Annotated in this window: 14 protein-coding genes; 1 reads left to right on the forward strand and 13 read right to left on the reverse strand. The window is 55.6% G+C overall.

The genetic code is table 11. From position 1 onward, the window contains the following. Positions 1–57: 57 nt before the first annotated feature. From ONV78_RS06015 to leuC, 12 genes are all read right to left on the reverse strand, one after another. The gene (locus ONV78_RS06015; RefSeq protein ID WP_279501889.1) at positions 58–852 is read right to left on the reverse strand and encodes an SPOR domain-containing protein; all 795 of its coding nucleotides are present in this window, start codon (positions 850–852) and stop codon (positions 58–60) included. A 77-nt stretch (positions 853–929) separates the two neighbouring features. Continuing rightward, positions 930–2,222 (reverse strand): bifunctional tetrahydrofolate synthase/dihydrofolate synthase, encoded by a 1,293-nt coding sequence (gene folC, locus ONV78_RS06020; protein WP_279501890.1) that lies wholly within the window; start codon positions 2,220–2,222, stop codon positions 930–932. A gap of 44 nt (positions 2,223–2,266) precedes the next feature. After that, positions 2,267–3,199 (reverse strand): acetyl-CoA carboxylase, carboxyltransferase subunit beta, encoded by a 933-nt coding sequence (accD, locus tag ONV78_RS06025; protein WP_216735814.1) that lies wholly within the window; start codon positions 3,197–3,199, stop codon positions 2,267–2,269. Between the two features lie 20 nt (positions 3,200–3,219). Next, positions 3,220–4,023 carry a tryptophan synthase subunit alpha gene (gene trpA, locus ONV78_RS06030; protein WP_279501891.1) on the reverse strand — a complete coding sequence of 268 codons (804 nt, stop codon included), beginning with the start codon at positions 4,021–4,023 and terminating at the stop codon, positions 3,220–3,222. 12 nt (positions 4,024–4,035) lie between these two features. Next, on the reverse strand, positions 4,036–5,256 hold the full coding sequence (gene trpB, locus ONV78_RS06035) for a tryptophan synthase subunit beta (protein WP_216735812.1): 1,221 nt from the start codon (positions 5,254–5,256) through the stop codon (positions 4,036–4,038). After that, the gene (locus ONV78_RS06040; protein WP_279501893.1) at positions 5,240–5,881 is read right to left on the reverse strand and encodes a phosphoribosylanthranilate isomerase; all 642 of its coding nucleotides are present in this window, start codon (positions 5,879–5,881) and stop codon (positions 5,240–5,242) included. The genes trpB and ONV78_RS06040 overlap by 17 nt, the downstream gene beginning before the upstream one ends. A 122-nt stretch (positions 5,882–6,003) precedes the next feature. Further along, complete coding sequence (truA, locus tag ONV78_RS06045; protein ID WP_279501895.1) at positions 6,004–6,855, reverse strand: tRNA pseudouridine(38-40) synthase TruA; 852 nt, start codon at positions 6,853–6,855, stop codon at positions 6,004–6,006. A 47-nt stretch (positions 6,856–6,902) separates the two neighbouring features. Further along, a complete protein-coding gene (locus ONV78_RS06050) occupies positions 6,903–9,929 on the reverse strand; it encodes a FimV/HubP family polar landmark protein (RefSeq protein ID WP_279501896.1) in 3,027 nt (1,008 codons plus the stop codon). 543 nt (positions 9,930–10,472) lie between these two features. Beyond that, positions 10,473–11,588: an aspartate-semialdehyde dehydrogenase gene (gene asd, locus ONV78_RS06055; RefSeq protein WP_279501897.1), complete on the reverse strand. Its 1,116-nt coding sequence runs from the start codon at positions 11,586–11,588 to the stop codon at positions 10,473–10,475. Positions 11,589–11,694: 106 nt separating this feature from the next. After that, positions 11,695–12,777, reverse strand: a complete 1,083-nt coding sequence (gene leuB / locus ONV78_RS06060) for a 3-isopropylmalate dehydrogenase (RefSeq protein WP_279501898.1) — start codon at positions 12,775–12,777, stop codon at positions 11,695–11,697. 56 nt (positions 12,778–12,833) lie between these two features. Next, positions 12,834–13,484 (reverse strand): 3-isopropylmalate dehydratase small subunit, encoded by a 651-nt coding sequence (leuD, locus tag ONV78_RS06065; protein WP_279501899.1) that lies wholly within the window; start codon positions 13,482–13,484, stop codon positions 12,834–12,836. A gap of 10 nt (positions 13,485–13,494) precedes the next feature. Next, the gene (gene leuC / locus ONV78_RS06070) at positions 13,495–14,910 is read right to left on the reverse strand and encodes a 3-isopropylmalate dehydratase large subunit (protein WP_279501900.1); all 1,416 of its coding nucleotides are present in this window, start codon (positions 14,908–14,910) and stop codon (positions 13,495–13,497) included. 201 nt (positions 14,911–15,111) lie between these two features. Between leuC and ONV78_RS06075 the strand changes: the two genes are divergently transcribed. Beyond that, the gene (locus tag ONV78_RS06075) at positions 15,112–15,993 is read left to right on the forward strand and encodes a LysR family transcriptional regulator (protein WP_279501911.1); all 882 of its coding nucleotides are present in this window, start codon (positions 15,112–15,114) and stop codon (positions 15,991–15,993) included. On the opposite strand, the gene phaC is transcribed toward ONV78_RS06075, so the two are convergent. Beyond that, positions 15,990–17,801 carry a class I poly(R)-hydroxyalkanoic acid synthase gene (gene phaC / locus ONV78_RS06080; RefSeq protein WP_279501912.1) on the reverse strand — a complete coding sequence of 604 codons (1,812 nt, stop codon included), beginning with the start codon at positions 17,799–17,801 and terminating at the stop codon, positions 15,990–15,992. The genes ONV78_RS06075 and phaC overlap by 4 nt on opposite strands. Between the last annotated feature and the right edge of the window lie 107 nt (positions 17,802–17,908).

Below are 17,908 nucleotides of genomic sequence, written 5' to 3' on the forward strand. Positions count from 1 at the left end.
GCGCATCATTCTAGCAAAAAGGAGGGGGCAGAAAAACTAATGCTTTGTCGCGGCGGGCTATTGCCCTGGGCGATATTGCACGACGAGGGAGTTGACTTTGTAGCGCTTATCCACCTGAGTCTTGAGCTTGTCCGCCTGACTGCGCTCCATTACCGGCCCGGCGAAGACCCGAACTAGGTTTTCGCCTTCTGAGCTGCGATATTCCTGAGTAAATGCAGGATGGCCGTCGCCATGCAGTTCATTACGAATTTTCAAGGCGCTTTCGCGATTCTTGAACGTACCGATTTGAATTGACCATGCGGCGGGAGACTTGTCTTTATCCAGACTGTAATCCTTAGGCGCCTCTTTGGTCTCGTTCTTGACGCTGGCTGATGGGGTCGCCACAGCTACCGTCGTCGCAGGCTTTTCCTCCGCCTTCACCACAGGTTTGGGTTCAGGCTTGGATTGCGGCTCAGGTTTAGGCTCCGGCTTCGCCTCCACAACCTTTTGCGGAGCTGGCTCTGGCGTCGTTGCCACCGGCTTGGATTCGCTCATATTGTGCATCTCCGCCATGGCCGCTTCTTGAGCGATTTCCTCTGCGGAGCCTGAGATCCGGGAAGTTTCGTCCGCGACCGCATCGCCAGTTTGCGTATCAACCGGCTGCGCTGGCATTGCAGCATTGGCGTCGCCTGCGCTCAGTTGCGGCGCTTTGGCTTCTTCGATAGTGAAATTGGGCGTTTCCGGCTTGTCAGGAATGATAATGATCTGGGATGTCTTTTCCTGCTGGGCGTTATCGAACAACATGGGCAGAAATATGACCGCCAGAGACACCAGCACAATAGCGCCGACAATACGCTGCTTTAATCCATCCATAGAAAAACCCTGAGACTGTAAATAGAAATCATGATGGAAAAAACCAAATGGATTAAAAGACTGTGGAGACGATCCGTTTAGCGACCGTCTCCCTCATCGGTTCCCATCATACCGTTTTGAAAAATTTCCGCCACGGTGAAAAAAGAACCGAAGGCGACGATACGCCCGTCTGAGCCCACTTCGGATGTCGCCTGAGCCAGACACTCCGACAAGGAATCGCAGGTTTGCAGCGGCGCGGGTTGATTCTGCTCGACCAATTCCGCCAGTTGCGCCAGCGGCATGGCCCGATCCACATTGAGAGGAAACACAAACCAGCGGTCGAATACGCCAGCGAGTTCTTTGACGATGCCCGCCACATCCTTATCTTTCAGCGCTGAAACTACCGCCACCTGCGGTTTTTTAACCGGCAATCCACCCAGCCATTGTTTGAGATAGCGCGCAGCGTGGGGGTTATGCCCCACATCGGCGTATACTTCCGGGTCACGGCGCAGCAACTGGAAACGTCCCGGCACCTTGACGTCAGCGATGGCAGCGGCGATTTGAGATTCCGACAACGCAAAGTCCAGCAGCATGGCGGCCTGCATCGCCGCAGCCATATTGGCCATAGGCAGACCGTTATCGCTCAGTCCGTCAATGACCATGTCCGCATGCTTGCGACGACCGCGCCATTGCAGAGTTTGCGACGCATCGCCAGTGCGTTCGAGAGTAAAGTCCTGACGCCAGATAAAGGTTGCGCACCCCAGCTTTCCTGCTACGTCCACCACACTGGTTGGCGGAGCGTCTTCGGCGATGACAAGAGGAATGCCCGGCCTCAGAATACCCGCCTTTTCGCGGCCGATATCTTCACGTGAGTCGCCCAGCCATTCCTGATGATCCAGATCCACACTGGTGATCACCGCCAGATCAGGATCGACAATGTTAACCGCGTCCAGGCGCCCGCCCAAACCGACTTCCAGCAGAACCACGTCCAGCTTGGCCTGTTGAAACAAGTAGAACCCCACCAACGTGGTGAACTCGAAATAGGTCAGCGCCGATGGGCCGCGAGCCGCTTCTACGGCCGCGAACGCCCCTTCAAGCGCCTCGTCGCTGACATCAACGCCATTAATGCGCACACGCTCGTTAAAACGCAGAATGTGGGGCGATGTGTAAGCGCCTACCGTTTTGCCCGCGGCGAGAGCAAGCGCCTCTACCGCCGCCAGCGTAGAGCCTTTACCGTTGGTTCCTGCAAGGGTCACCACGGTTTTCGCCAGCCTGGCGTTGCGGCAAAGTCGGCGAAATACGTCATTGACGCGATCCAGTCCCATTTCTATGACCTGAGTATGCAGTTGCGACACATAATCAAGCCAGTCAGACAGTCTTCGAGGTTCCATATTCCTATCTACGCTATGAGATCCGATATCAGGCTAAGGCCGGCTTATTCCAGGTTTTCTGGCGGCTCCGGTATTTCCATTTCCTCATCATCGAGATCGTCTTCGTTTTCAAATTCAGGCTCTGGCAGCTTCATCATTTTGGAGATGAGCATCGACAGTCTGCGACGCAATTGATTGCGGGCAAGAATCATATCCAGCGCGCCATGCTCCAGCAGGAATTCACTGCGCTGGAAGCCTTCAGGCAGTTTTTCACGCACAGTCTGCTCAATAACGCGAGGACCTGCGAAGCCAATCAGCGCATTGGGCTCAGCCACATTCAGGTCGCCCAGCATGGCGAGACTGGCGGATACGCCGCCGAACACGGGGTCGGTCATCACAGAGATGTATGGAAGGCCGCGCTGCTTCATCACTTCCAGCGCCGCAGCGGTTTTCGCCATCTGCATCAGGGAGATCAGCGCTTCTTGCATACGCGCGCCGCCACTGGCGGAGAAGCAGATCAGTGCGCGGTTTTCTTCCAGACAGACATTTACGGCGCGAACGAACTTCTCGCCCACCACCGCACCCATGGAGCCGCCCAGGAAAGTGAATTCAAACGCCACCACAGCAACCGGTACGCCAGCGACAGTTCCCTTGAAGGCCACCAGGGCGTCTTTTTCACCGGTCGCTTTTTGATTGCTGACCAAGCGGTCTTTGTAGCGCTTGGTGTCTTTGAACTTCAGGCGATCCGCCGGCTCCAGCTCAGGAGCTAGCTCCACTCTGTCAGCGCCGTCCAGGAAAATGTCGATGCGTCTACGTGCGGAGATGCGCATGTGGTGCTGACACTTGGGGCACACATCCAGGTTTTTTTCCAGTTCAGGGCGATAGAGTACGGCGCTGCACTTAGGGCACTTTTTCCACAAGCCTTCGGGAACGTTACTCTTGTGCTTGGACTGAGCCCCCCCCATTCCCGGAATAATTTTTTCTAACCAGTTACTCATATTAAACCCTACTCACTTGTTTATTCGTCCATCGCGGCGCGCATGGAGCTAAGCAGCTCTTTTACTTTGGCGCGCATCTGCTCCGGATTTTCAGCATTAGTCGCTATTGTATTCACAAGTGCGCTACCGACAATTACACCATCGGATACTGCCGACACTGCTTTCGCTGTTGCCGCGTCTTTGATGCCGAAGCCAACCCCGACAGGCATATCAGTCAGAGACTTGATGGCGCTGACATGTTTTTCCACATCGTCGATATCCAGGGCATTGGAGCCAGTCACCCCTTTCAGCGACACATAGTACAGGTATCCGCTGCCGAACTTCGCAGCGGCGGCGATACGATCTTCCGTAGTGGTGGGCGCAATCAGAAAGATGACATCCAGCCCCGCTCCTTTCAGATGCGGCGCCGCCAAATCCGCTTCTTCCGGCGGCAAGTCCACGATCAATACGCCATCGACTCCCGCCGCCTTGGCTGCGTCGGTAAATGGATGCACGCCCATGGCTTCCACCGGATTCAAATATCCCATCAATACGACAGGGGTCTCCGTGTTGGTCTTGCGGAACTCCTCCACCATGCCCAGCACCATTCTCAGAGAAGTCCCGTGCTCCAGCGCGCGCTCACAGGCCAGCTGAATCACGGGGCCGTCCGCCATGGGATCGGAAAACGGCACGCCCAACTCAATAATGTCAGCGCCCGATTCAACCAGGGCGTGCATGATATTTACCGTGTGCTGCGGCGCGGGATCTCCCGCGGTCACATAGGGAATCAACGCGGTTTTGTTGTTCGCCTTCAACGTCTCCAGGCATTGCTTAATTCGACTCATGTCACACCCTTTTTAAAATTCAATTCCGTCAAGCTTGGCCACAGTATGGATGTCTTTATCGCCGCGTCCGGACAGGTTGACGATGATGATCTGGTCTTTATCCATGGTCTTGGCCAGCTTCATGGCGTACGCCACCGCATGACTGGACTCCAGCGCCGGCATGATGCCTTCCACCCGAGTCAGAGTATGGAAGGCGCGCAGCGCTTCTTCGTCTGTCGCAGAAACGTAATCCGCGCGTTTGATGTCTTTGAGCCATGCATGCTCAGGACCAACGCCCGGATAATCGAGACCTGCGGATATAGAGTGCGTTGCGGAAATCTGGCCGTTTTCATCTTCCATCAAATAGGTGCGGTTGCCATGCAACACGCCGGGACGACCCGCGCAAAGCGGCGCCGCGTGCTGCCCGGTCTCCAATCCGAGCCCGCCGGCTTCCACGCCGTACATTTTGATCTGTTCATCCGCGATAAAGGGGTAAAACAAGCCAATGGCGTTGGAGCCGCCGCCCACGCAGGCTACTAATGCATCCGGGAGACGCCCTTCTTTTTCCATGCACTGCAGGCGCGCTTCACGACCAATAATGGACTGGAATTCCCGCACCAGCTTGGGATATGGGTGCGGGCCCGCCACCGTACCGATAATGTAGAAAGTGTCGTCGACGTAGGTCACCCAGTCCCGCAAGGCTTCGTTCATCGCATCCTTGAGGGTTTTGGTGCCGCTGGTGACCGGGCGCACTTCAGCGCCCAAAAGCTTCATGCGGTAGACATTCAAAGACTGTCTATGCACATCTTCTTCGCCCATATAGACCACGCATTTCAACCCCAGACGGGCGGCGACGGTGGCCGTGGCGACGCCGTGCTGGCCTGCGCCGGTTTCGGCAATGATGCGCGGCTTGCCGAGGTATTTCGCCAGCAACGCCTGACCGATGGTGTTGTTTACCTTGTGGGCGCCGGTGTGATTCAGGTCTTCCCGTTTCAGATAAATCTTGGCGCCGCCGACCTGCCTGGTTAGACGCTCCGCAAAATACAACGGAGAAGGACGACCGACGTAGTCGGCCAGATCCGCATCGAACTCTTCCTGGAACTTGGGATCGATACGCAATTTTTCGTAATGCTGCTCCAGCTCCAACAGCGAAGACATGAGCGTCTCGGATACGAATCGGCCGCCGTAATGACCGAAGTGGCCGCGATGGTCCGGAATATTGGCCAGCGTTTCAGCGTCAAACCTCGTACTCACGATATACCTCACCTATAAATTCCTGGATTAATTCAATGCTCTTCACGCCCTTGCTTGCTTCGACGCCACCGCTGACATCAACGGCATAGGGCCTGACAGTGCGAATAGCTTCCGCCACATTGGACGGATTCAGGCCGCCAGCGAGAATCACCGGCTTGCCCAGCTCATGACGAATGCGGGACCAGTCGAAAACTCTTCCAGTGCCGCCACGTAATTGCGGGTCATGGGTATCAAACAATAAGGCCGCTGCATCCGGATACTTAGCCGCCTCCGCAACCACGTCCGTCTCATCGCCCACGCCAATGGCCTTGTAGAAAGGACGGGAAAAGCTGCGGCAAAAATCGTTATCTTCATCGCCATGAAACTGCAGCACATCGAGAGGGACGACATTCAAAATCTCCCTCACCTGCTCCGCGCTATGATTGACGAAGAGACCAACAGTAGAAATAAAGGGAGGCAGTTGGGCGATAATGCGGCTGGCTGCGGCGGGATCAATGTATCGGGGGCTGGGCGGATAAAAAACAAATCCTATGGCGTCGCCGCCGGCGTCGGAGACCGCCAGCGCATGCTCCAGCTCGAGGATGCCGCAGATTTTGCAGCGAACGCGCTTGTTGCGGGCATTCATTTTATCTCTTCCTTTTTTATGCTGTTCTTCGTTTTTCCGGAAAAGTTCAAGTCAGCGATTCGGCGGCGCATAACAGGCTTGGGATTATAGCGAGTTAAAGCGGCTTCGGGAAATCGAGGAAATCAGGCGCCGAGAAAAAACGGCCCTTTCCGCAACGAAGGAATCGCAAACTCTTCCGGATAGGTGACAGACGTCAGGTACAACCCAAAAGGCGGAGCCGTCACTCCGGCTTTTGAGCGCTTCTTGGAAGCCAGCACGTCCGCGACCCAGTCTGACGGCTTCTTGCCTGTCCCCACCGCCATTAAGGTACCTGAAATGTTGCGCACCATGTGGTGTAAAAACGCGTTCGCCTCCACTTCTATCACAACCATGTCGCCGACCTTGCTCACTTCAAGACGGGTCAGATTGCGAAAAGGCGTCTTGGATTGACAGTCGGAACCGCGGAATGCGCTGAAGTCATTCTCGCCGATCAGATGCGCGCCGGCGGCGGCCATGCTTTCCACATCCAGAGGACGGTAGTTCCAGGTAACGTTGCTATTGAGCCACGCGGGGCGAATCGGATGGTTGTAGATAATGTAGCGATAGCTGCGTGAGGTCGCGGTGTAGCGGGCATGAAAATTCTCTGACACCGCGCCCGCCCAGCTCACGGATACATCCGCCGGCAAAAAGTGATTGACGCCCATCGCCCAGGAATACGGGCTGCGCTGCGCCTTCGTCACGAAGTGAACGACCTGGTTCACCGCATGAACGCCGGCGTCGGTGCGCCCCGCGCACACAACACTAACGGGATGGTCTGCGACTTTTGATAAAGCAGCCTCTACTTCCGCCTGCACGGAGGGTACGCCGGAGTTCTGCGCCTGCCAGCCGTGATAACGGGAGCCGTCGTAGCCCAACACCAGCGCAACGCGCCCGGTATCCGGCAAGAGATCGTTGGAAAGTGGGTACAATGACTGGTTCGAACTGGTTGGATTCATAAGCCGCCCTCAAAACATGAGGGCAGCATTATTGGAAAGTAGCGGAATTATGCAAGTCTCTTCAGCAAGGAAGCGGCTTCCTGCTTCTGGTCGTTATTGCCTTCTTCGACAACCTCTTCCAGGATATCGCGAGCCCCTTCACGGTCGCCCATGTCGATGTAGGCTCTGGCCAGATCCAGTTTAGTGGCGGCTTCGTCGGTGTCGGACAGGAAGTTGAAGTCTTCTTCCAGCTCTTCCACGAACTCGTCCTGCATGCCTTCTTTGGCTGCGGGTTTCGATTCCGCCGCTACACTTGGCGCGGGCTCTTGCGGCTGCACGATGGTCTTGTCGCCAAAGTCATCATCCAGATTAAAATCGAGATCCGTATCCAGCTCTGCAGCGACGTCCGCTTTCGGCTCTTCGTCGAAGGACGCGCTCAAATCCGGCAGTTCGTCTTCCAGATCATCAACCTGTTGCACGAATTCTTCCGCCACATCACTGGATAGCTCAGCGCCGGTGAAGTCTTTGCTTTCTGCAGGCTGTTCGTCGAGTGACAAATCCAGATCGCTGTCATCCAGATCCAGAGAGGGTTCTTCCTCTTCCAGATTCATATCCAGATCAAGGGTTTCGTCCAGCTCATCGCTTTCAGCGGGCGCATCCATATCCAGCAGCTCGTCGCTGAGGTCGCTCTCCAGATCCAGCGTCTCCAGATCATCGTCCAAGCCAACGGTGTCCAGCTCGAAATCTGACTCCAGCTCTTCAGCGTCCGCCAGCTCAAAGCCGTCTTCTTCTAAGGACTCAAGAGAAACATCCGCCGTCTCGAAAGCGTCCTCCAGGGATTCTTCCTCAGCAGGCGCTTTGCTGGAAACGTAATCAATGCCTTTGTCATAACCGGATGAAGTTTTCGATTCTTCAACCTCTTCCTTGTCAGTTTCGCCCAGATCGATTTCGCTCAGGTCAAAGTCGATATCCAGGTTATCTTCGGCTTCTTCGACGGGCTCCAGCTCTTCAGGCTCGCTCAGTGCGGCAGGCTGGCTGGGAATTGTCGCATCCAGGTTCGCGTCCAGATCCAAATCTAACTCGTCTTCATCCACTGTTGAAGAGGCAAAATCATCACCGCCCAGCAGCTGGCTTTCCAGATCGTCCAAGGACAAACCTGGCTCGTCATCCAGGTCGGAGAAACGGGATTTGATTTCATCCGCGCGGTTTACGACGCCAGTGTTGCCAGCTTCGCGCAGATGGTTATAAGTTTCGTTGAAGCGCGCGCCTTCTTTGGCTTCGCCCAGCACTTCCAACAACTTCAGGCGGTATTCCTGATTGTTAGGATTCTCTTCCAGTGCGGCGTCAAGCACTTGCACTGCCTGATCGAAACGCTGATACGCGATATACACATCCGCTTCCGCAATGGGATCATCGCCGCCGACTTTGGTTTCGCCCTCACCTTCTTCCGCGTCGATATCCAAGTCCAGCGCCAGATTATCGTGGTCTGCGATATCCAAAGCGTCGTCATCCGCTTCCGCTTCTTTTTTGCCGCCGCGACGGGCCAGCAACCAGAGAATCAGTAACAACAGGACCGCACCGCCGCCAATAGCGGCCTGGTAAATCACATTGTTCTTAATGATGTCGATCCAGCTTTCCGGCTCAGGTTGTGGCGTCGGCTCGGTAACTGCTGGCGTTGGTGGTTTTTTGTCTACTACGACAGGAGGCTGTTCAGGCTCTGTTGGCGTAACGGGCGCAACAGGCTCTGGCGTCTCCGGCGTATTCATGCCAGTTTGATCTTCTGGAGTCTCCATGCCGGGAGACATCGGCGTCTCTTCTCCCATCGTGGATGGCTCATCGCCCAAGCCCATGGAGGGCTCGCTTGGCGTCCCTGGAGTCATGCCTTCATCGCCGGGCATAACAGGCTCTTCAGGAAGCGTCGGCGCAGTAGTATCGCCGCCAGTTTCGCCTACTTTCGATTGCATGGCCGCCAATTGGTCATCTTTCAGCGACACAAGACGCTGCATTGTCTCCAACTGACTCTGCAGGTCTTCCATGCGGCTCTTCAAGTCTTCGTTTTCGCGAGAGACCTGATCCAGTTTCTCTTGCGCCAGGCTCAGCTCTTCAGCAGTCTTCGAAGTGCCGCCGCGAGAGCCTGTGGAGTCACCCGCTTTTTCAGGCGTGGTGGAGGCATTCTCGCCAGTTTTGGCGACGATAATTCTCAACTTGTCTTCGTCAGTTTGCGACGTGGCGGAGCCAGTTTGATTGCGACCGGTTCCTGACGCATCCACCTGACGGGTAGATGGCGCGCGCCCTTCCGCAAACTCGCGGTTTTGCAGGCTGACCTGACGCACCGCGTCGCGGTTGCTGCGCTGCTGGGCCTGCTCTTTGTCAGGAATACGCAATACCTGACCGGATTTCAGCTTGTTGATGTTGCCGTCGAAGAAAGCGTCCGGGTTCAAATCCTGAATCGCCAGCATCATCTGCTGGGGCGACACGCTGCTGTCTGGACGGGTTTTCAGCGCTATCTCCCACAAAGTGTCATCGCCGCCTGTTGGTCCATAAGACCCTGAAGTAGAAGGCGCATCGTAGGTGGACGAGGAAGAAGGGGCGGTTGTTCTGGTAGTGGTCGTTGAGGTGGAAGGACGCGTTGTCGTAGCAGGCGCACTGGCGGTGGTGGTTCTGGCCGGCGCAACCTGCGCAGGCTTCACGCTCTCGCTGCTGAACGTAGGCGGATCGATCAGCAGCGCGTACTCTCGCAACAGTCGCCCACTAGGCCAGGTCACTTCCATCAGGAAATTCAGATAAGGCTCGCGCACCGGCTTGGAGCTGGTGACTCGCACATAGGCCTTGCCGTCTTTGAATAAAACTTTGAAGCGCAAATCCGAAAGGAAATACACCCGGTCCAGGTTGGCGCGCTGGAACGCTTCCCGGGAGGCCAGATTCGTCAAAATTTCGCTCTCGGTGAGATCACGAACGCTGACCAGCTCGATTTCCGCGTTCAGCGGTTGATTGAGCGATGAATAAACTTTTGCTTCGCCTAACCCTAGCGCCTTAGCCACCCCCGATGAAAGCGCGGACATTGTTAATACTGCAATCGCGAGTTTGCGAACCATAGCGTCTTTCCTTTCTATTAATTCTTCACCTCTTCAGGTGGCGCGCCGAGCTTTCCGGCGCCGCCCGAGGTTATCTGACGGCGTCAAATGTCGTTAAAAATCTCAGTTGATTGAGAATGTTTAGAATAAACTTTCAATATTGCTACTAAGTATTAATTAGGTCCTGCATTTTTACAAGAAATTAGGCCTATTCAAAACGGCCAAACGGATGATTTTTAATACAAGCCTGTCTGGTTGATCAATTTACATGCAGATCAACCACTTCCCCAACTCCAGAAGCGGATAATGCGTCATAAGCGCTTGCGTAAAAAAGCCATATCGGCCATCACACACTTAAATTTAGTCCAGAGATGGAAATGAGCAACAAAGGCGGAGGTAGTTATTCGGAAACTGATAACTCCGTCCGAGTCAGGCGGGATTACCGCTCAAGCGAATCGGAATAAGCCTTTCACTTGAGCGGTATTGTAACGACGAATGCAAATTTTTCCAGATTTAACGGCGCCGATTGCGTCAAAAAACCGGCGCCGTCGCAAAACCCAGAGGTCAGATATTACCCAGCAAAATGGCCAGTGTGCGGCGTAACGGCTCGGCTGCGCCCCATAACAACTGGTCGCCGACAGTGAATGCGCCCAGATACTCTGGCCCCATGCTCAGCTTGCGCAAGCGGCCAACCGGAATATCCAGACCACCGTTCACTCGCGCCGGCGTCAGCTCGCGCATAGAGATGTCGCGGTCGTTGGGAATCACTTTCGCCCAGTCGTTGGACGTGGCCAGCATCTGCTCGATTTCCGGCAGAGGAACATCCTTGCGCAGTTTGATCGTCATCGCCTGGCTATGGCAGCGCATGGCGCCGATACGTACGCAAAGGCCATCGATAGGAATCGGCGCCCCTTCTCTGCCCAGAATTTTGTTGGCTTCCGCCTGCGCCTTCCACTCTTCTTTGCTTTGGCCGGAAGGCATGGGCTTGTCGATCCAGGGAATCAGGCTGCCGGCCAACGGCACGCCAAACTGGTCCACAGGGAATTCGCCGCCGCGCATTCTTTCCGCCACCAGACGATCGATTTCCAGAATGGAGCTGGCGGGGTCGGCCAGTTCAGCAGAAACGCTGTCGTAAACGGAGCCCATCTGCTTGATCAGTTCACGCATGTTCTGCGCGCCGGCGCCAGAGGCCGCCTGATAGGTCATCGGGCTGACCCACTCAACCAGATCCTGCTCAAACAAACCGCCCAGGGCCAGCAACATCAGGCTGACGGTGCAATTGCCGCCGATGAAGTCTTTGCGTCCCTGATCGATGGCGCGGTCAATAACTTTACGGTTAACCGGATCCAGCACGATGACCGCATCGTCTTTCATACGCAATGCGGAAGCGGCGTCGATCCAGTAGCCATTCCAGCCAGCGGCGCGCAATTGCGGATACACGTCATTGGTGTAATCCCCGCCCTGGCAGGAAATAATAATGTCCATTTCACTCAGGTCTTGAATGGAGGTAGCGTCTTTCAACGCTGGCGCGGGTTTGCCAAAGTCAGGCGCCGCCTGACCAACCTGGGATGTGGTGAAGAATATCGGATCGATGTGCGCGAAATCGTTCTCTTCTTGCATGCGCTGCATCAAAACGGAGCCTACCATGCCCCGCCATCCTACCAGACCCACTTTCTTCATTTGCTTCAAGACCTCTATGCGTTCAATGAATGATGCTGACGGACTGGGAAAGCCCCGAGAATTGGCGACTCTCCCTGATTCAGATGTATGAGTGCGACTTGGCGGGTCAGCGATCCGCCAAGACCCTCGCCACGGCTTCGCCCATTGCCTGAGTTGAAACGGACTCTCCGCTGGAGCCGGCGATGTCGCGGGTTCTTAATCCCTGGTCCAGCACGTCGCTGACCGCTTGCTCAATCGCCGCCGCCGCGTCTTCCGCAGCGAGAGAATAGCGTAGCATCATAGCTGCTGAAAGAATAGTCGCCAGGGGGTTGGCCATGTTCTGTCCCGCGATATCCGGAGCCGAGCCGTGACAAGGCTCGTACATGCCCTTGCCCGCCGCATTAAGCGACGCGGATGGCAGCATGCCGATGGAGCCAGTCAGCATGGCGGCTTCGTCAGACAGGATGTCTCCGAACATGTTGCCGGTGACGATCACGTCAAACTGCTTCGGCGCGCGCACCAGCTGCATAGCCGCGTTGTCCACGTACATATGGCTCAATTCCACATCCGGATATTCCTTCGCCAGCTCGTCCATCACTTCGCGCCAAAGCACGGTGACTTCCAGTACGTTGGCCTTGTCCACGGAACACAGACGCTTATTGCGCTTCTGCGCCGCTTCAAACGCCACACGGCCGATACGGCGAATCTCACTCTCGCTGTAAACGTAGGTGTTGTAGCCTTCGCGCTCACCGTTTTCCAGCGTGCGAACGCCACGGGGCTTACCGAAATAGATGCCGCCGGTCAGCTCGCGCACGATCAGAATATCCAGACCAGCGACCACCTCTGGACGCAGTGAGGACGCTTCCGCCAGTTGCGGATACAGAATGGCCGGACGCAGGTTAGCGAACAACTCCAGTCCGCTGCGCAGACCAAGCAATCCTTTCTCTGGACGAATCGCCATGTCCAGTTTGTCCCATTTGGGTCCGCCCACTGCGCCCAGCAGAATTGCATCCGCCGCCGTCGCAGCGGCCAGCGTCTCCTCAGGTAAGGGAACGCCGGTGGCGTCAATGGCCGCACCGCCCACCAGACCTTCAGTGAAAGTCAGGCCCAGGGAAAACTTGTTGTTCACCACATCCAATACATTGCGCGCCTGCGCCACAATCTCTGGCCCAATACCATCGCCAGGTAAAATCAGTACTTGTTTCGCCATGTTCAATCTCTGGAGTTTGTTTTAATGTCTTTCCGCAAATAGGGACCGGTCGTTGACTAGGATTGCACGCCTAAAAACATCCAAGGCGCCTCGGCCTTGCGGCGTGTTTCATACGCAGCAATCGCTTCTCTGTCTTCCAGAGTGACGCCGATTTCGTCCAGCCCTTTCAATAAACAGTGCTGCCTGAACTCATCCACTTCGAATGACAATTCAGTCCCGTCTGGCTTGATAACTTTCTTACGCTCCAAATCCACGGTCAGCTGATAGCCTTCCTCAGCGAAAGTTTCCTCAAACAGCTTATCCACTTCTTTTTCATCTAAAACAATAGGCAACAAGCCATTTTTAAAACAGTTGTTGAAGAAGATATCCGCAAAGCTGGGCGCAATCACCGCGCGGAATCCGTAGTCGTCCAACGCCCAAGGGGCATGCTCGCGACTGGACCCGCAGCCGAAGTTACGTCGGGCCAGCATGATGCTCGCGCCCTTGTAACGGGGCTGATTCAACACGAAGTCCGAGTTGATCGGACGCTTGCTGCAATCCGCATCAGGCTGCCCTTCATCCAGATAACGCAACTCATCAAACAGATTCGGACCGAAGCCGGAACGTTTAATGGATTTCAAAAACTGCTTCGGAATGATCATATCGGTGTCGACATTGGCGCGATCAATGGGCGCCACCACACCTGTGACCTGAGTAAATTTCTTCATGGGGCGCTCCTTAAATCAGCTCTCTGACATCAACAAAGTGACCGAACACCGCCGCAGCGGCGGCCATAGCGGGACTGACCAGGTGGGTCCGACCGCCGAAGCCCTGACGGCCTTCGAAATTGCGGTTGGAGGTGGATGCGCAGTGCTCGCCCTGCCCCAACTTATCCGCGTTCATGGCCAGACACATGGAGCATCCTGGTTCGCGCCACTCGAGACCCGCTTCAATAAAGATCTTATCCAGGCCTTCCTGCTCCGCCTGCTCTTTCACCAGTCCAGAGCCTGGCACCACCAACGCCTGTTTGACATTGGCGGCGACTTTGCGGCCTTTAACGACAGCAGCAGCTTCGCGCAGGTCTTCAATCCGCGAGTTAGTGCAGGAGCCGATGAAGACGCGATCCAGTTTGATGTCGGTAATCGCGGCGCCAGCTTGCAAGCCCATATATTTTAATGCGCGGCTGATGCCTTCTTTAGCGGTGGCGTCTTCCGCTTTTTCCGGATCGGGAACGCTGCTGTTGACGCCAGCGACCATTTCCGGGGAGGTGCCCCAAGTCACTTGCGGCTCAATGTCAGCGCCGTTCAATTCAACGACTTTATCGAATACGGCGTCGGAGTCGCTTTTCAAGTCGCGCCATGCTGCGACGGCCTTATCCCACAACTCTCCTTTGGGGCTGTAGGGGCGACCCTTCACATATTCGATGGTCTTGTCGTCTACCGCCACCAGTCCGGCGCGCGCGCCCGCTTCAATGGCCATGTTGCAGATGGTCATACGTCCTTCCATCGACAGGCTTTCTATCGCCTCGCCTGCAAACTCCATCGCATATCCGGTGCCGCCGGCCGTGCCGATTACACCGATAATCGCCAAAATCACGTCTTTTGCGGTGACGCCGCGAGACAACTGACCATTTACTTTGATCAGCAGGTTTTTCATTTTCTTTTGCACCAGACACTGGGTGGCCAGCACATGCTCCACTTCCGAGGTGCCGATGCCATGGGCCAATGCAGCGAAAGCGCCGTGGGTCGAGGTGTGAGAATCGCCGCAGACGATAGTCATTCCTGGCAGGGTCGCGCCCTGCTCCGGCCCAATGACGTGCACGATGCCCTGACGCTTATCCAGCATCTTGAACTCAACGATGCCGAACTCTTCGCAGTTTTCATCCAGCGTCTGCACCTGAATGCGTGAGATGGGGTCTTCGATGCCCTGTACGCCGGCGCTGCGTTCCGTGGTAGGCACGTTGTGATCCGGCGTCGCCAGATTGGCGTCCACACGCCAGGGTTTTCTGCCCGCCAGACGCAATCCTTCAAACGCCTGGGGCGAGGTAACTTCGTGCAGTAATTGACGATCGATATAGATAAGCGCGCTGCCGTCGTCGCGCTGTTTCACTACATGGGAATCCCATAATTTGTCGTAGAGGGTTTTGCCCGCCATGATAGTTACCTCAGAGTATTCATCGCTTTTTGAATTTGTTATCCGGACTCTGTTGCGTCTTGATCCGCGTCCGGGTCGCCACTTCCACGCTCATCCGTTGATAACGACGTCATGGGGCGACATGTATCGGCAATGCTAGTATTCAGGTTAGAATAAATCCAATTCATATTTTTCATATTTTCCATAACCAAACGGAATAGCATGGATTTACTCGATCTGAAGACCTTCATGGCTATCGCAGATACGGGCTCATTCTCACAAGCCGCGGAATTGCTGCATGTCACTCAGCCTGCGGTATCAAAGCGCCTGGCCAATCTGGAGCAGCATTTCGCCACACCATTGATTGAGCGTCTGCCACGCAGGGCGGTATTGACCGACGCTGGCAAGTTGTTACGCCAACGCGCCGCGACGATACTGCGCGAAGTCGACAACACGCAGGCGGAAATCCTCAATCTTCACAGCAGCGTCGCCGGGGTGTTGCACCTCGCCACCAGCCATCATATCGGCCTGCACAGATTGCCAAAGGAAATCAGACGCTTTTCCCGCGCCCACCCGGAAGCGGAATTCGATCTGCAGTTTTTAGCCTCGGAGGACGCCGAGCAGGCATTATTGGCGGGATCGGTGCAATTGGCGCTGGTCACGCTTCCTGAGCAGGTAAAGGCTCCCTTCACCGCCCATGAACTTTGGCTGGACCGCCTGGTTTTCGTGGCGGAGCCGGATCACCCTCTCACTCACCACACTGACTTGCAACTGTCCGATCTGGCGGAGTATCGCGCACTACTGCCAGCGCCGCACACCGTAACGTTTCAGTTGATTTCATCGCTGTTCGCCGGACAGTCTTTGCCGCTGGCGACATCCATGCCCACTAATTATCTGGAGACGATCAAGATGATGGTGTCGGTGGGACTGGGCTGGGGCGTACTACCGGACTCCATGCTCGACGACAGCGTCGCCGAGCTGGCGCTGGAGACGAATCTCTATCGCAAGCTCGGCGTCATTTACGACTCCCGACGCACCCTGAGCAGGGTCGCGGAAGCTTTTCTTCGACAGCTCCGGGGAGAAGCGCCGCCAACAGCGCCTTAATGCCCGATTACATCAGCGATGCGCTGCTTCACGTAAGTGCCCGGGGCGTCTTCGATCACGGCCAGTTCGCGGTCTCCCGGAACCCGGGCCGCTACTTTTTCTCCGGTGAAGGGCTGTATCCATTCACTCCAATGAGGCCACCAGGAGCCTTTGTGTTTCTCCGCCATGGCGAACCAGTCATCCGGGTCGTCGGGTAGCTGGTCTCCAGTCCAAAAACCATACTTCTCCGCACTTGGGGGATTCACCACGCCAGCGATATGCCCGGAACCGGACAATACGAATTGCGTGGGACCGGAGTGCACGCGTGCGCCGCCATAGGTGGTCTTCCACTTGGCGATATGGTCCTGAATGGTGGAGAGGAAAAAGGCCGGCGTTTTGATCTTGCGCAGGTCAATGGGGGTATTCATCAGGGAAATTCCGCCCGGCTCCATCAACTTGTTCTCCAGGTACATATTGCGCAGATAGTAGCTGTGCATGGCCGCCGGCAAATTCGTGCTGTCGGAGTTCCAGTAGAGCAAGTCAAAAGCCGCCGGCTTTTCTCCCTTCAGGTAGTTATTGACGAAGAAAGACCAGAACAGATCGTTCTCCCTCAGCATGTTGAAGCTGAAGGCCATGGCGCGACCGTCATAATAGCCGGCTTTATCCAGTTGCTTTTCTATGCCGCTGATCGCGTGCTTATTGATGAACACGCCAATGCCACCAGGGTCAGTGAAGTCCAGCAGCGTCGTCAGATAAGTCGCCGACTTGATGCGCCTGGTCTGCTTCTTCGCCGCCAGATACGCCAGGGTACAGCCGAGCAAGGTGCCGCCGACGCAATAACCAATGGCGTTCATCTCCTTCTCGCCTGTGGCTTTCTCCACCGCATCCATGGCGGCCAGCGCGCCTTCCACCATATAGCTCTCAAACGTTTTGTCCCGCAGAGCCGGACCCGGATTGACCCAGGACACCACAAATACAGAGTGCCCCTGATCCACAATCCACTTGATCAACGAGTTTTTCTCTTTGAGATCCAGAATGTAGTACTTGTTAATCCAGGGAGGAATAATCAGCAGCGGCGTCTTATATACCTGCTCTGTAGTGGGCGTGTATTGAATCAGCTGCATCAAGTCATTCTGATAGACCACCTTGCCCGGCGTGGTGGCGACGTTGCGCCCCACTTCAAAGGCGGAAAAGTCCGTCATGGAGATATTGAGCAGATTGGGATTCTTCTTGTAGTCCTCCCAAAAGTTCTTCATGCCCTCCAATAAATTACCGCCGCCGCTGGATAGCGTTTTCCGCAGCACTTCGGGATTGGTGAGAAAGAAGTTGGTCGGCGCCAGCGCATTGACCAGCTGCCGGGTGTAGAACATGAACTGATCGTGTGTGTGATTGCCGGAATCCTCCAGCGTATCCACCAGATCCAACACCGCCTTGGAGTTCAACAAATAGGCTTGTTTGAGATAATCGAAAAGAACGTTATCGTTCCACTCTGGATCGCTAAAACGGCGGTCGCCATCTTCCGGCATCGCGATCGGGTCCGGCTTTTTGCCAAGAAGACGTTTCAGGCTGCCGCCCAGCAGGGACACATGCCCTTTCGCCAGTTCAAATTCCTTGCCGGCGAGACGCACCGGATGCAGCGCCAGTTGCTCGGCGATGTCCCTGTAGGAGCCGAGCATATCCATCAGAGCCGACACTTGGGCGTCATTGACGTCCCAGTTCTTATTTAAAAAATCCTGCAGAGAGTTTCTGTAATTTTCCGAGGAAGTATTAACCGCGTGAAAAACCCTGCGCAGCGCTCTACCGGCCACGCTTCCCTTGTCGTCGCTCATTATTTCCATTTCCCCCTGGCCAAAATGACTTAAGGAGTCGGCCGGAATCCAACTACTCCGGGCGCGGAACCGGCCAGACTCATGAAAAAACGCCTGCGGGACAGGCG

Source organism: Hahella sp. CR1 (assembly GCF_029813005.1).
In the GTDB taxonomy this organism is placed as follows: Bacteria; Pseudomonadota; Gammaproteobacteria; order Pseudomonadales; family Oleiphilaceae; genus Hahella.

Coding starts and splice junctions, on each gene's coding strand:
- leuC (WP_279501900.1), bottom strand. CDS start 14,910: ATGGCGGGCAAAACCCTCTACGACAAATTATGGGATTCCCATGTAGTG.
- ONV78_RS06015 (WP_279501889.1), bottom strand. CDS start 852: ATGGATGGATTAAAGCAGCGTATTGTCGGCGCTATTGTGCTGGTGTCT.
- trpA (WP_279501891.1), bottom strand. CDS start 4,023: ATGAGTCGAATTAAGCAATGCCTGGAGACGTTGAAGGCGAACAACAAA.
- asd (WP_279501897.1), bottom strand. CDS start 11,588: ATGAAGAAAGTGGGTCTGGTAGGATGGCGGGGCATGGTAGGCTCCGTT.
- ONV78_RS06075 (WP_279501911.1), top strand. CDS start 15,112: ATGGATTTACTCGATCTGAAGACCTTCATGGCTATCGCAGATACGGGC.
- accD (WP_216735814.1), bottom strand. CDS start 3,199: ATGAGTAACTGGTTAGAAAAAATTATTCCGGGAATGGGGGGGGCTCAG.
- folC (WP_279501890.1), bottom strand. CDS start 2,222: ATGGAACCTCGAAGACTGTCTGACTGGCTTGATTATGTGTCGCAACTG.
- ONV78_RS06040 (WP_279501893.1), bottom strand. CDS start 5,881: ATGAATGCCCGCAACAAGCGCGTTCGCTGCAAAATCTGCGGCATCCTC.
- leuD (WP_279501899.1), bottom strand. CDS start 13,484: ATGAAGAAATTTACTCAGGTCACAGGTGTGGTGGCGCCCATTGATCGC.
- leuB (WP_279501898.1), bottom strand. CDS start 12,777: ATGGCGAAACAAGTACTGATTTTACCTGGCGATGGTATTGGGCCAGAG.
- phaC (WP_279501912.1), bottom strand. CDS start 17,801: ATGAGCGACGACAAGGGAAGCGTGGCCGGTAGAGCGCTGCGCAGGGTT.
- ONV78_RS06050 (WP_279501896.1), bottom strand. CDS start 9,929: ATGGTTCGCAAACTCGCGATTGCAGTATTAACAATGTCCGCGCTTTCA.
- truA (WP_279501895.1), bottom strand. CDS start 6,855: ATGAATCCAACCAGTTCGAACCAGTCATTGTACCCACTTTCCAACGAT.